Source organism: Aeromonas sp. Y293-4, from assembly GCF_027705905.1.
Lineage (GTDB): Bacteria > Pseudomonadota > Gammaproteobacteria > Enterobacterales > Aeromonadaceae > Aeromonas > Aeromonas veronii.
Genome location: NZ_JAPDCI010000014.1, coordinates 43,505 through 56,603 on the forward strand (window position 1 = coordinate 43,505; position 13,099 = coordinate 56,603).

Annotated in this window: 11 protein-coding genes; 6 read left to right on the top strand and 5 right to left on the bottom strand. The window is 57.7% G+C overall.

From position 1 onward, the window contains the following. Window positions 1–47: 47 nt before the first annotated feature. Genes OKC31_RS15495 through fhuB form a run of 4 tightly spaced genes read left to right on the top strand, consistent with a single transcriptional unit; the run spans window position 48 to window position 5,406 of the window. The gene (locus OKC31_RS15495) at window positions 48–1,694 is read left to right on the top strand and encodes a multidrug ABC transporter permease/ATP-binding protein (protein WP_270657139.1); all 1,647 of its coding nucleotides are present in this window, start codon (window positions 48–50) and stop codon (window positions 1,692–1,694) included. Window positions 1,695–1,740: 46 nt separating this feature from the next. Then, a complete protein-coding gene (locus OKC31_RS15500) occupies window positions 1,741–2,505 on the top strand; it encodes an ATP-binding cassette domain-containing protein (RefSeq protein WP_270657141.1) in 765 nt (254 codons plus the stop codon). Between the two features lie 34 nt (window positions 2,506–2,539). Further along, window positions 2,540–3,427, top strand: coding sequence for an ABC transporter substrate-binding protein (locus OKC31_RS15505; protein WP_270657159.1), 888 nt, complete (start codon window positions 2,540–2,542; stop codon window positions 3,425–3,427). After that, entirely contained in the window at window positions 3,424–5,406 is a 1,983-nt protein-coding gene (gene fhuB / locus OKC31_RS15510; RefSeq protein ID WP_270657142.1) for a Fe(3+)-hydroxamate ABC transporter permease FhuB, read from the top strand. The genes OKC31_RS15505 and fhuB overlap by 4 nt, the downstream gene beginning before the upstream one ends. Window positions 5,407–5,827: 421 nt before the next feature. Here the strand turns inward: fhuB and OKC31_RS15515 are convergent, their stop codons facing one another. The 4 genes from OKC31_RS15515 to mntA all read right to left on the bottom strand — a co-directional run bounded on the left by OKC31_RS15515 (window position 5,828) and on the right by mntA (window position 8,441). Next, window positions 5,828–7,147 (bottom strand): type II toxin-antitoxin system HipA family toxin, encoded by a 1,320-nt coding sequence (locus tag OKC31_RS15515; RefSeq protein WP_247823714.1) that lies wholly within the window; start codon window positions 7,145–7,147, stop codon window positions 5,828–5,830. Then, complete coding sequence (locus OKC31_RS15520) at window positions 7,147–7,401, bottom strand: helix-turn-helix domain-containing protein (RefSeq protein ID WP_042047685.1); 255 nt, start codon at window positions 7,399–7,401, stop codon at window positions 7,147–7,149. Before OKC31_RS15520 ends, OKC31_RS15515 begins: the two co-directional genes overlap by 1 nt. A 169-nt stretch (window positions 7,402–7,570) precedes the next feature. Continuing rightward, the gene (gene hepT / locus OKC31_RS15525) at window positions 7,571–7,999 is read right to left on the bottom strand and encodes a type VII toxin-antitoxin system HepT family RNase toxin (RefSeq protein ID WP_042013332.1); all 429 of its coding nucleotides are present in this window, start codon (window positions 7,997–7,999) and stop codon (window positions 7,571–7,573) included. Continuing rightward, window positions 7,992–8,441 carry a type VII toxin-antitoxin system MntA family adenylyltransferase antitoxin gene (gene mntA, locus OKC31_RS15530; RefSeq protein ID WP_160836704.1) on the bottom strand — a complete coding sequence of 150 codons (450 nt, stop codon included), beginning with the start codon at window positions 8,439–8,441 and terminating at the stop codon, window positions 7,992–7,994. The genes hepT and mntA overlap by 8 nt, the downstream gene beginning before the upstream one ends. Window positions 8,442–8,886: 445 nt before the next feature. On the opposite strand from mntA, the gene OKC31_RS15535 reads away from it, so the two are divergent. Continuing rightward, a complete protein-coding gene (locus tag OKC31_RS15535; protein WP_107683433.1) occupies window positions 8,887–9,504 on the top strand; it encodes a recombinase family protein in 618 nt (205 codons plus the stop codon). Here OKC31_RS15535 and OKC31_RS15540 read toward each other — a convergent pair. Next, window positions 9,501–9,824, bottom strand: a complete 324-nt coding sequence (locus OKC31_RS15540) for a hypothetical protein (protein ID WP_021231525.1) — start codon at window positions 9,822–9,824, stop codon at window positions 9,501–9,503. The two genes, OKC31_RS15535 and OKC31_RS15540, sit on opposite strands and share 4 nt — an antisense overlap. A gap of 738 nt (window positions 9,825–10,562) precedes the next feature. Between OKC31_RS15540 and hsdR the strand changes: the two genes are divergently transcribed. Continuing rightward, a complete protein-coding gene (gene hsdR / locus OKC31_RS15545; protein ID WP_270657144.1) occupies window positions 10,563–13,028 on the top strand; it encodes an EcoAI/FtnUII family type I restriction enzme subunit R in 2,466 nt (821 codons plus the stop codon). Window positions 13,029–13,099: the final 71 nt, after the last annotated feature.

Consider the following 13,099-nt stretch of genomic DNA (forward strand, 5'->3'; position numbering starts at 1 on the left):
TCTTTTCACCCGCAGTTGTTCTGATCTCTCTGGAATACCGGTCCGTTATGGAACTCTTGTCTCTGGTTTATCGCCAATATCGTTGGCCCTTTATCGCCATCACCCTGCTCAGTCTGCTCAGTGCCGTCAGCGGGATTGGCGTCATTGCTTTTATCAATCAGTCTCTTATCGAATCTATAGGTGATCCGCTGCCGATCCTCGGTCAGCTGGTCGGCCTGATTGTGTTGCTGCTGGTGATCACGCTCGGATCTCAGCTGGCCCTGACCACTCTCGGTCACCATTTTGTCTACCGGTTGCGTGGCCGTCTGCTCAAGCAACTGTTGGATACCGATGTCGCCCGTATCCGCCAGATTGGTCAGGGGCCACTGCTGGCCTCCCTCTCCAGCGATATCGGCCAGATCACCATCGCCTTCGTGCGCCTGCCTGAGCTGGTGCAGGGGCTGGTGCTCACGCTGGGTTCTGCCCTTTACCTTGGCTGGCTCTCTCCTGCATTGCTCGGGGTGACTGCGCTCTGGGTCACCGTCACCATGGTGGTGGGCTGGTTGCTGGTGAACCGTGTTTATCGCCATCTCTCCCACATGCGTCAGGCCGAAGATCGGCTCTATCAGAACTATCAGGCCATCATCGCCGGCAGCAAGGAGCTGGCGCTCAACCGCGAGCGGGCTCACTTCGTTTACCACCAGCTCTATGAGCAAGATGCCCGTGACTACCGCCAGCAGATCATTCGCGCCGACACCTATCACCTGAGCGCGGTGAACTGGTCGAATATCATGATGCTGGGGGCGATCGGTCTGGTCTTCTTTCTGGCCAACGGCCTTGGCTGGGCCAACACCAATGTGGCCGCCACCTTCGCGCTGACCCTGCTGTTCCTGCGCACCCCGCTGTTGCAGGGGATTGGCGCCCTGCCGACCCTGCTTGCCGCTCAGGTGGCGTTCGACAAGATCGCCGCCCTCAATCTGGCCGAGCCGGATGCGGACTTCCCACTGCCGCCCGCCATCCGCCCCTGGCAGCGTATCGAGCTGGAGCAGGTGAGCTTTCACTATCAGGGAGAGGGCGGCTTTGCCGTTGGCCCCATCGATCTGGTCATCGAAAAGGGGGAGCAGATCTTCATCATCGGTGGCAATGGCTCCGGTAAGTCGACGCTGGCCATGCTGCTGACTGGCCTTTACCAGCCGGTATCGGGCCGGATCCTGCTGGATGGTGAGCCGATCACCGATCGCAACGGCTATCTGGCGCTCTTCTCCGCCATCTTCACCGACTATCACCTGTTCCAGCACCTGCTGGGGCCGGAACCCAAGGATGAGCTGGTGGCCGAGTGGCTGGAGCGGTTGCAGATGGGCAGCAAGCTCACCATCGAGGATGGATTTATCGCCGATATCGATCTCTCCCAAGGGCAGCGCAAGCGGGTCGCCCTGCTGCTGGCGCTGGCCGAGCAGCGCGAGGTGATGCTGTTTGATGAGTGGGCCGCGGATCAGGATCCCCAGTTCCGCCGCATCTTCTATCAGGTGCTGTTGCCGCGCCTCAAGGAGATGGGCAAGACGGTGATTGCCATCAGTCACGATGATCACTATTTCCCGCTGGCCGATCGCCTGCTGGAGATGCGGCAGGGAAAACTCACTGAGCTGACCGGGACGCGCCGTGCCGCAGTGAGCCGCGATGCGATCGCCCATCTGGATTGCGAGGTGCCGGCTTGATACCGGCACCGATGAGACTGGCGGCAAGCCAGCACAGGAATTGCTTATGTTCGAGATGAAATCAGCCAGCTTCACGGTCAATGACCGCACGCTGCTGCACCCCACCGACCTGTGTTTCGAGCAGGGACAGGTCTATGGCCTCATCGGCCACAATGGTTCGGGTAAATCGACCCTGCTCAAGCTGCTGGCACGCCAGCAACCCCTCAGCGACGGCGAGATCCTGTTTGATGGCAAGCCGCTACCCGACTGGGGTAACCGGGAGTTTGCCCGTCAGGTGGCCTATCTGCCCCAGCATCTGCCGAGCGCCGAGAATCTGCTCGGGCGGGAGCTGGTGGAGATGGGCCGCTATCCCTGGCGCGGCCTGCTGGGCCGGATGGGGGCGGAGGATCTCCGTCAGGTCGATCGGGCCATCGCCCTTACCCATACCGAACGCTTTGCCGATCGGCTGGTTGATACCCTCTCCGGCGGCGAGCGGGGTAGGGTCTGGCTGGCGATGCTGCTGGCCCAGGAGAGCCGCTTCATCCTGCTGGACGAGCCGCTGGCCGCGCTGGATGTGGCCCACCAGGTGGAGGTGCTGACGCTCGTCAAGCAGTTGAGCCGTCAGCTAAACCTCGGGGTCATCATTGTCATTCACGACATCAATATGGCCTCCCGCTTCTGTGATCGGCTGGTGGCGCTCCACTCCGGCCGCCTGCTTACCCACGGTGAACCGGAGGGGCTCATGACCAGCGAGACCCTACACGCCATCTATGGCATTCCGATGGAGGTCATTCGCCACCCGGCTCATGCTCATCCCATCGCCATCGTTTGACCGGGGGGCTCTCTTGAACCGTTTATTGAAGAAGATGGCACCCTGCCTTATCAGCCTGCTGCTGCTGCCACTAGCGGCACAGGCCGACACATCCCCGATCGCCTCTGCACCGCTACCCCGTATCGCTACTGTCGACTGGACCATTGCCGAAACCTTGCTGGCGCTCGGGGTGACGCCGCTGGCGGTGGGGGATGCAGGCCCCTATCAGGCATGGGTCGGCGAGCCACGGTTACCCGCCGGGGTGGTAGATATCGGCCTGCGCACCCAGCCCAACCGCGAGCTGCTGGCGGAGCTCAAACCCGATCGCATCCTCATCTCGCCGCTGGCGGCCCCGCTGGCGCCAACTCTTTCCCGCATTGCACCGGTGAGCACCATCGCCCTCTATGATGGGCAAACCGATCTGTGGCAGAGACTGCACGAGGTGACCCTGACCCTCGCCCGTATAGTGGGCAAAACCGCCGAGGGCGAACGGCTGCTGGCCGGGCTGGATCGGGATCTCGCCAGTATGCAGGCCAGATTGCCTGCGGATTTGCCACCCCTGCTGGTGGTGCAGTTTATCGATGAGCGCCATGTGCGGGTGTTTGGTCGCCACAGCCTGTTCGATGCGGTGATGACGCGCCTCGGGCTGCGTAATGGCTGGCAGGAGCAGACCAATGACTGGGGTTTCTCGGTGGTCAGCATCGAGCAGTTCATGACCTTGCCAACCGCGCGGCTGGTGGTGGTCGATCCCATTCCGGTCGGGGTGAGTGAACGGCTGCAGGAGCCTGGGCTGTGGCAGCATCTGCCGCTGGTACGCCAAGCCCCCGTGCTGCATCTGCCTGCGGTCTGGAGTTTTGGCGGCGTATTGGCCGCCCGCCGTTTCGCCGGTCTGCTCAGCGATGCATTGCTGCAAGATGCCGAGCGTATGGAGGCTAGCCGATGAAGCGACTGCTCACATCGCCGCTGCTGCGGCCGGTCTCGAGCCTGCTGGGGTTGATCCTCTTGCTCGCGTATTGGGAGCTGGCTCGCCAGCTGCCCGGTGCGCTCTGGTGGCAGAGCCTGTTCGCCCCCAATCTGGATGATGTCAGCCAAGCGGTGGTGCATTTCAGCTGGCTACCCCGCTTGGCTGTCACCCTGCTGGCCGGGGCGGCGCTCGGGCTGGCGGGCACCCTGATGCAGCAGGTGCTGCGCAACCCGCTCGCGTCACCAACCACCTTGGGGGTGGCCTCCGGTGCCCAACTGGCGTTGATGATGGTGACCCTGTTTGCCCCCTCCTGGTTGCTGTTGGGGCGGGAGTGGATCGCCATGGCCGGTGGCAGCCTCGCGATGGCACTGGTGTTTGCCCTGGCCTGGCGTCGCCAGCTCAATCCGGTGGTCATCGTCTTTGCCGGACTGGTGATCAACCTCTATCTGGCGGCCATCAGCATGGGACTCTTGCTGTTCTTTCAGGAGGAGCTGAAAGGTTTGCTGGTGTGGGGCAGTGGCTCGCTAGTGCAGAACAGCTGGAGCGGGGTGAGTTACCTGTTGCCCCGCCTGCTGGCAGCCGCTGCGCTGGCCGCGGTACTGGTGCGCCCGCTGGCGGTGCTGGAACTGGATGATGCCAGCGCCCGCAGTCTGGGGGTCTCCCTCCAACACTTGCGACTGGCAGGGCTTGGCTTGGCGGTATTTGTCACCGCTTGCGTGGTGAGCGTGGTTGGGCTGATCGGCTTTATCGGGTTGGCAGCGCCCGCCATGGTGCGGCTGCTCGGGATCCGCCAGCTTGGCCAGCGGCTGCTGTGGGCACCGATCCTCGGCGCCCTGCTGCTGGCGGCGACCGATCTGCTGCTGCAGAGTCTGAGTCGCTTCTGGCCGGTCTTGATCCCCACCGGCGCCATGACCGCCCTGCTGGGCGCGCCGCTGCTGCTTTGGCTGATCCCGCGCCTTGGCATCAAGTCGGGGGCGCCTAAGGCAAACGCCGGCCTGCTGGTGGCTCGCCATTCGGCACCGGCTCGCCTTATCGGCCTGTTGCTGGTCGGGCTGCTGTTGGCCGTGGTCGCCTCCCTGCTGGTTGGGCAGGGAATGGCGGGCTGGAGCTGGCCAAGCTGGCTCCGCTGGCAGGCCCAGCTGGAGTGGCGACTGCCGCGCACTCTGGCTGCGGGGGCGGCAGGCGTGCTGTTGGCGCTGGCGGGCACCCTGTTGCAGCGGGTCAGCAACAACCCGATGGCGAGCCCGGAGTTGCTGGGGGTGAGCGGTGGCACCTTTATGGGGGTGATTGCCACGGCGCTGCTGCTGCCCGCGTTGCCTTTGCCGCTGATGCTGGCCGGTGGCCTGCTCGGTGCCTTCGGCTGCCTGTTGCTGCTGGTGGTGGTCAATCGCAAGCACGGCTTCCAGCCGGAGCGGATCCTGCTCTCAGGTATTGCCATCACGGCACTGTTTGAACCGCTGCAGGCCATCGCGCTGGCCAACGGTGACCTGCGGGTGCAGCAACTGCTCTCCTGGATGTCCGGCTCCACCTACTACGTCACCCTGCCGGTGGCCTATGGGTTGGTGGGGCTGGCGCTGTTGATGCTGGCCGCCTGCCTGCTTGTCAGCCGCTGGCTCGATCTGATGCCGATGGGGAGTGCTGTAGCGACCGCGCTGGGCATTCGCCTCAACCGTGCCCAGCTTGCCATCCTGCTGCTGGTGGCCGTGCTCACCGCCAGTGCCACCCTGGTGGTCGGGCCGCTCTCCTTCGTCGGTCTGTTGGCGCCGCATATGGCCAAGCTGATGGGGCTGGTGCGGGCACGCTGGCACCTGCTTGGGGCCGCCGCTTCCGGCGCCTTGTTGATGGTATCGGCGGACTGGGTCGGTCAGCAAATCCTCTTCCCGCAGGAGGTGCCGGTTGGGCTGGTCTCCACCCTGTTAGGGGGCGCTTACTTCATGTGGTGCCTGCGTCGCCTCTAGGTTTGCGGACAAAAAACGCACAATAAAAAGCCCGGGTTCATCCCGGGCTTTTTATTGTCTGTCGTGCGGCGTTACTTGCCGATGCAGAATGTAAATAATCTATTATCTTCAATATGTTAGTGATGTTTTGGGGGCCGCTTGGGGTAAAAGTAACTAAAACAGCATATTGAGAGGCCGCTCACGGGTTTCTGCTATCGTGCAGCGTTCCCATATAGTCCATTCTCGATCGTGCAGCCTTCCCATATGAATCAACGCGATGCTACTACACGCATTCAAAACCGCTTTTTAGGTGAGTTTTGAACATATTTTGCACCGACTATAGCATCGCTTGGTGCCTGGAAAGCCGCTTTTACTCTTCAAACCGTGCAAACTTCCCATAGGTGGTTTGGCTAACCGTGCAATCATCCCACATACCGCCAATTTAATCCCAGCCCTTTATCAGCCTGGCTGAGCGGGCTTTTAGGCCCTTTAGAATGGTGCTGCTGATGGCATCGGGGAAGCCCGCTGGCAATTGCTGGGTAACACGCTCAATAACATCATCAACGGAGTTGGCCAGCTCTGTCAGGATCTCTTCCATAGCAGAACGCTCAAATCCCACAGCTTTCGCCGTTTGGAAGAAATGACGCGGGAATATCTGCTCAATGGCGTATTTCTTTCCCTTGCTGCTTGCTAGGCCCATAGCGAGCTTGGCGTCCCTTCGGTTGAGGCCTCGGCCGCCAAACACTGGATAGACAGATAGGATGTCGTAAAAAGGGGTCAGGCGAAAACGCCCTTCCGGTTCAATAAAGACCGAGAAGTTCTTTGCATGGCCATCGGTGGCCGCCAGCAGCCAGAACAGGACCTGAGATTTCATGAACAGGTAGCGATCCTGTTCTGGTGTCGCAGAGCCCAGCAAGGTTTTCATGATGTCAGTGATCCCTGGTCCTCCATGGCTCTCGTATTTCCGTGCTGACGGAACATTCAATACCTGACAGAAATCTTCTTGGGGAAGGCGCATGATCCAACTGCGATCGGCAGCGTAACGTCTGTCGAAGCGTTCCACAGCCAGTGCTTTGACCTGGCCAACCTGCATCATGAAGCAGTGAGGTACGGGTAGACCAAACTCCTTGGCAATCAGAGTGCAGAGATATTCGTTTTCTACGCTCTGGGAGAGGTCTATCGAGTAGGAGTGGCTTTCAATCTTGCCGATAGGGAGTTTGATTATGTGGGTTGTCGGCGTTGCGTTGAGTGGCAAGTACCAACGGCCATCGAGATAGAGCAGCGCAGTCTTTTCTTGCGCCCCGGCGATAGAGATCCTGAACTCCTCTTGCTCCCTGACCATCCCCAAAGGGATTCCTGATTTGTAGCTGGTCAGGATCTGCTCGAGCTCGTCATCGGAAAGTGCCTTGTAGTCGATTCGCCTGACATCTGGAACGTCGTGCCCTTCGGTAACCAGCTGTAATGCCCCTACGCTATCCTGGCCAATGCAACTGAGCAGATCGAAGGGCTGGGTTGATGCCGCTTGATAGCGTGCTACAACCCTGTTCCTCACCTCTGTATTATCTGGCAGCAGGTTGTCGAAGAAGTTATAGGCTTCATCACCCCGGTAGGCCTGATGGCGCAATGGCATGGAGAGTGAGATCGGACGGCTGCCCGATTGTGCCAGCCATGACTCATGGTACTGAAACTGATGGGCGCCGCTGGTAGTTTTGGTGAATGTGCCTACCCGATAGCCGTTCATGTAGACAGCCAGATTGGCCATTACCACTCCTCCTTCCAGCCCGATGCCGGACTGTCGGATGACTCATTGCGGGGTTTGATGTCCAGTGACAATTCGAGTGCTGCGAGGATTTTGAACAGGGTCTCCAGCTTGGTGGACTCAGGATTGAGCTCGAAGCTGGAGACTGTGTCTTGCCTAATCCCCACTTTCTCGGCCACTTTGCCTTGAGAGAGCTTTTGCGAAAGCCTGGCATCCTTGATACAGGCGCTCAGCTGCTTGGCGCTGGTTACTTTCATGATTCGACAACCTGGTAGCGTGCCTTCTTCTAATTTACACGCTATGGCAGGTATATCAATGTTTACCTGTTGTAGGAGGTAAATATAACTTACACGCTATAGGCGGTATTTAACACTTATCCTCTATAGCGGGTAAGAGAACGGTAAACGGAGATATGACGTCGAAGTTTCAATCAATATGGGCAGCCAACCAGTCGAGACCTTGCTCTGCAAACGTGAACAGCTGGTCGCTATAGCCTTGAGCAATGACGCTACGGATGATCTCGGGGTCGATATTCAGATAGTCGTGCACTAGCGCATTGCGAAGGCCAATGATCTTGCGCCAGCCGATTAAGGTGTCGGGGGATAGCTCACCACGCTGGGCCAGGATTTCGAATGCCTGATAGGCATCCTGTGGGGTATGACTTGCCAATGCTTTAGCCCAGTGCTTTGCCACGCCAATACACGCTTCGATAGACACTTGTAGAGTTCGCTCAGCTGCGCGGTACTCCAGATTGGAAAGCGCCCGCAGCGCCAGAATAGCCCGTATCTCTGACAGCTCGGCCTTATAGCGCGACAGGCTGATACGTAAAGCTCCTATATAGGCGTTATCACTCATCTTTACTCCACTCCTCAGAATGATGTTTGCTGATATAGGCTTGGCGATGGGGATAACCAAGTTCCATCTGCGACATTATCCGCGCCTCCTCTTGCAAACGCCGCCCCTCATCACGGCTATAGAGAGGACGATTTGCATCTACTACCGCAAAAGCCAACGGAATCGGGGCCTGATTGATATCGACGACCGAAAGTTTCCCCTCTGCCAATCCCAGGGCACGTTGCCACTCCAGCGCGAGCAGTTCAGGGCGCAAGCGGTTTTCCAGTGCAGTACCCAGTGGTCCACTCTGTTTGATTGGATCAAAGGCCACCGCCAGATCCCAGTCGCTGGCAGGACCTGCAGTTCCCTTGGCACGGGAGCCGTAAAGCCAAAGCACCTGCACTTGGGGGTTGCTGTTGGCGAGGGTAATCAGCTGGTGAATAACATCGCTGTCGGGTTTCATATTGGTACGGCCATTTGGTCGTTTGAGACAGAGTTCTGGTTAGTATGGTGCCACATGGTTGGGCTTTTGTACGTAACTTCCAGTAGCCTGCCGCGCTACGCTTGGCTGCTGGCTTGTTCGGTGAGTCGAAAAGATGACTCACCTCAAAGCCCAGCTTCTGTAGATTTCCTCCTTTGGCATCCCATTCAGCAGATCAGGAATGGTGAGCAACGTCGCTTAAATACTCAAATACAACTCAAAAGCGACTTTGTGATGACGGATCACACTTAAAGTTTGTGCTGTCAGATCAAAAGGCTATCGAAAGGTTGTGTTTCGATCGTCATGTGGTGGTTCTAAAAAGGTATACCCCATTAAAACCACTTAAGACCCTCTCGAAAATCATATTGAAACCACTTATATTGAACCAATAAGTAGGAACCACTTTAAACAGACTGATGGGGGGTCAATGTTCATACGGGCGTATTTACGTGCATCGACTGTGGAACAGGATGCTGAGCGGGCACGAGAGCTGCTGATTGGTTTTGCTGCTGAGCATGGCCATCAGATTGCCAGTTTCTATGTAGAGAATGAGTCTGGTGCGACGCTGGACAGGCCTGAGCTTATGCGGCTGATCCGCGACGCTGCAGATCGTGACATTGTGCTGGTAGAGCAGATTGATCGTCTGGCTCGCCTCAATCAGACGGATTGGCAAACACTGAAGCAGCTTTTGGCACAGAAACAGCTCTCCATCGTTTCTCCTGAGCTTCCGACTTCCTGGGTGGCATTACAGGGGGACAGCCGCTCCGAGTTCACCAGCGCCATCTTGCAGGCTGTAAATGGCATGCTGTTGGATATGCTCGCAGCCGTCGCTCGTAAAGACTATGAAGATCGCCGTCGCAGGCAGCAGCAGGGTATTGCCAAGGCTAGGGATGAAGGGAAATACCGTGGTAGGCAGAAGGATGAGAAGAAGCGTCAGCACATCGCTAGGCTGTTGGTGACAGGCCACAGTTATTCCGTGATTCAGGAGATGCTTGGTTGCTCAAGGTACCTTATCGCCAGTGTGGCCAAGGAGACACGCCGTTAGCTCCAGAAGTAGTAATTTTTGATGACCGGCCCACCCTTGCGCTGTGGGCGTGGGGTTGTCTTGAGGGTTTTCGCTGTCCAGATGAGTGCGATGCTCAGCGCAGTGAACAGCCCGGCGGGCCAGTGCCAGCAGGTGAGTGCGGCAAGAGCCATTAACTGCAACCTGGCCGTGATGGGGCGCCTGGTGGCCCAGGCCAGTATTGGCCAGCACCAGTAAACCGGTGGCAGGCAGATCAGCAGCCATGCAAACAGCGTGTCGCCAAGTGCCATCAAGCCCAGCGCAACCACCGCCATGAGGGCGATATCAGCGATCGGTTTCATGGTGTCTCTCTTTTGCATGCGCCTTGTAGCTATACAGACTCCACACGAAGACAAGCGTGAAGAAGGCCAGCAAGCCAACCATCCCCCAACTGAACGAATCCATCGTGTTACTCCACCACTGAACATGATTTCAGCATGGCACCGAAGGCCTTGGTGTTCAATCAACTTATTGAAAATGTTGAGTTTGTTCGTTCGTAACAAAGTTGGATTACTGGAATCCAGTGGCTTATTGGCCAGTGGAATCAGCGCCCTCATCCCCGGCCAATCCCTGTCCAATTCCTTTCCACATAACTATCTATCTGGAATCTTGGTGCGGATATTCCAGATAGTGGAATGTCGCTTCAGAACGAGCACCTGGAACATTGATAGGGGCCTTCCCATCTATCTGGAATGTTCGCGCTGTTTTTCGCTCTGGAATGTTGACCACTCTGTCTGAGGTGAGTGGGAAAACCCTGTGTGCCGGAATTGATGGGGGCAGATTCCTATCTATCTGGAATCTTGGCCTCTGCATTCAGCGGGAGCCAAGCCGGCTAACTGGCGATGGGACTAACTCAAGCTATGCCCTTCAACAATCATTCACTACGACCTAGTTACGCCATTGCCAGACGTTTCCTTGACCCGAGGGCATGCCATCAAGAGCAGCACCCCATGTTGCTTTATGAGTCTGAAATCAATAAAACCCGGCTGAATTTATGAGAGAATATTGAGCAATATTGTCCCCCGACCGGAAGAGTGCTCATGGCCGAGATCAACAAAGCAACCCTCACCGAAGCCGACATCATCTCCAAATACCTGCTGCCTGCTATCAAGGCTGCTGGGTGGGATGATCTGACCCAGATCCGCCAAGAAGTACCGTTGCGGGATGGCAAGGTGGTGGTGCGCGGCCAGATGGCGGCACGCAAGAAGGTCAAATCGGCCGATATCGTGCTCTATCACAAGATGGGCTTGCCACTGGCGGTGATCGAGGCCAAAGCCAACAAGCATGAGATTGGCAAGGGGATGCAACAGGGGCTCGATTATGCCCGTCTGCTGGATGTGCCGTTCACGTTTGCCAGCAATGGCGATGGCTTTGTATTTCATGACAAGACCAATCCGGCCAAGCTGGAATCCGAGATCGCGCTGGAGGACTTCCCCAGCCCCGGCCAGCTTTGGGACAAACTCTGCACCTGGAAGGGTTACACCCAGGCACAGTTGCCTGTCATCAGTCAGGACTATTACTCGGATGGCAGCGGCAAATCTCCCCGCTATTACCAGCTGCAGGCCATCAACAAGACCGTAGAAGCCATATCGAAAGGTGAGGATCGGGTATTGCTGGTGATGGCCACCGGCACCGGCAAGACCTACACCGCATTTCAGATCATCTGGCGTTTGTGGAAGGCGGGCGCCAAGAAGCGCATCCTGTTTCTGGCCGATCGCAACATTCTGGTAGATCAAACCAAGATCAATGATTTTCAGCCCTTTGGCTCGGCCATGACCAAGGTCACCGGGCGCACGATCGACCCCGCCTATGAGATCCACCTTGCCCTCTATCAGGCGCTCACCGGGCCGGAAGAGTCGCAGAAAGCCTTCAAGCAGGTCTCACCCGACTTCTTCGACCTGATCGTGGTGGATGAGTGCCATCGGGGCAGCGCCGCCGAAGACAGCGCCTGGCGCGAGATCCTCGAATACTTCTCATCGGCCACCCAGATTGGTCTCACCGCCACGCCCAAAGAGACCGAAACCGTCTCCAGCACCGATTACTTCGGTGACCCTGTTTATACCTACTCCCTCAAAGAGGGGATCGAAGATGGTTTTCTTGCCCCCTACAAGGTGGTGCGGGTCGATATCGATGTCGATCTGCAGGGGTGGCGTCCCACCAAAGGGCAGATGGACAAACAGGGCAACCTGATTGAAGACCGTATCTATAACCAGAAGGATTTTGACCGCACTCTGGTGATTGACGAGCGTACCCAGCTGGTGGCCGAGACCATCACCAACTACCTCAAGAAAACCGACCCGATGGCCAAGACCATTGTGTTCTGCAACGACATCGATCATGCCGATCGGATGCGACGGGCGCTGGCGAACCTTAACCCCGAGCAGATGCTGAAAGATGATCGGTATGTGATGAAAATCACCGGCGATGATGACCTTGGCAAAGCCCAGCTCGACAACTTCATCAACCCGAAAAAGCCCTATCCGGTCATTGCCACCACCTCCGAGCTGATGACCACCGGCGTCGATGCCAAAACCTGCAAGTTGGTGGTGCTGGACCAAAACATCCAGTCCATGACCAAGTTCAAACAGATCATCGGCCGTGGCACCCGTATCGACGACAAGTACGGCAAGCTCTGGTTCACCATTCTCGACTTCAAGAAGGCCACCGAGCTGTTTGCCGATCCCCGTTTCGACGGTGAGCCGGAGCGCGTCATGGTGGTCAAACCGGCAGACATCAACAATCCAGATGATGGCTTGGGCGATATCATCGATGGCGCCGATCCACTGCCTGCTGATGAACCCGGCGACCATGGCGATCCGTTTGCCCCCGGGGTCGATGAACAACCCGGCAGCTACACAACCGGTAGTGATGGTGGCCAGAGTGGCGCAGGGGGGCAGGGCGCGGGCCCGCAGGGTGGTCCAATGCCCGGAGTCAGCAAGTATTATGTCAACGGCGTGGCGGTCAGCGTCATCGCCGAGCGGGTGCAGTATTACGATGCCGATGGCAAGTTGGTGACCGAATCCTTCAAGGACTACACCAAGAAGACCCTGCTCAAAGAGTTTGCCACCCTCGATGCGTTCACCAAACGCTGGCAAGCCGCCGAACGCAAGCAAGCCATTATGGATGAATTGGCTCAGGCGGGCGTGCTGTGGGAGGTGTTGGAGCAGGAAGTTGGTAAGGAGCTCGACCCGTTCGACCTTATCTGCCACGTGGTATACGATCAGCCGCCACTGACCCGCCGCGAGCGGGCCAACAACGTCAAAAAGCGCAACTACTTCACCAAGTACAACGACACCGCCCAGCAGGTGCTTACCAGCCTGCTCGACAAGTATGCCGATCAGGGCGTGACCGAGATTGAGACCAAGGATGCGCTAAAAGTCGCCCCTTTTACCGAGTTGGGTCGTCCGCTGGAGTTGGCCAAGAAGGGGTTTGGTGGTCCCAAACAGTTCGAGCAGGCTATCACCGAGCTGGAGCAAGAAATTTACCGTGAGCAGCAGAGCGCCTGACGCCGGGGCTGCAACAGAACAACAGTACGGCCATGGCAATCATGGTCGCTTGTTTTATCGATATTCCTGAC

Bases quoted from the DNA above. Each gene is read 5' to 3' on its own strand.
- OKC31_RS15495 (WP_270657139.1), top strand. From the start codon at position 48: ATGGAACTCTTGTCTCTGGTTTATCGCCAATATCGTTGGCCCTTTATC.
- OKC31_RS15500 (WP_270657141.1), top strand. From the start codon at position 1,741: ATGTTCGAGATGAAATCAGCCAGCTTCACGGTCAATGACCGCACGCTG.
- OKC31_RS15505 (WP_270657159.1), top strand. From the start codon at position 2,540: ATGGCACCCTGCCTTATCAGCCTGCTGCTGCTGCCACTAGCGGCACAG.
- fhuB (WP_270657142.1), top strand. From the start codon at position 3,424: ATGAAGCGACTGCTCACATCGCCGCTGCTGCGGCCGGTCTCGAGCCTG.
- OKC31_RS15515 (WP_247823714.1), bottom strand. From the start codon at position 7,147: ATGGCCAATCTGGCTGTCTACATGAACGGCTATCGGGTAGGCACATTC.
- OKC31_RS15520 (WP_042047685.1), bottom strand. From the start codon at position 7,401: ATGAAAGTAACCAGCGCCAAGCAGCTGAGCGCCTGTATCAAGGATGCC.
- hepT (WP_042013332.1), bottom strand. From the start codon at position 7,999: ATGAGTGATAACGCCTATATAGGAGCTTTACGTATCAGCCTGTCGCGC.
- mntA (WP_160836704.1), bottom strand. From the start codon at position 8,441: ATGAAACCCGACAGCGATGTTATTCACCAGCTGATTACCCTCGCCAAC.
- OKC31_RS15535 (WP_107683433.1), top strand. From the start codon at position 8,887: ATGTTCATACGGGCGTATTTACGTGCATCGACTGTGGAACAGGATGCT.
- OKC31_RS15540 (WP_021231525.1), bottom strand. From the start codon at position 9,824: ATGAAACCGATCGCTGATATCGCCCTCATGGCGGTGGTTGCGCTGGGC.
- hsdR (WP_270657144.1), top strand. From the start codon at position 10,563: ATGGCCGAGATCAACAAAGCAACCCTCACCGAAGCCGACATCATCTCC.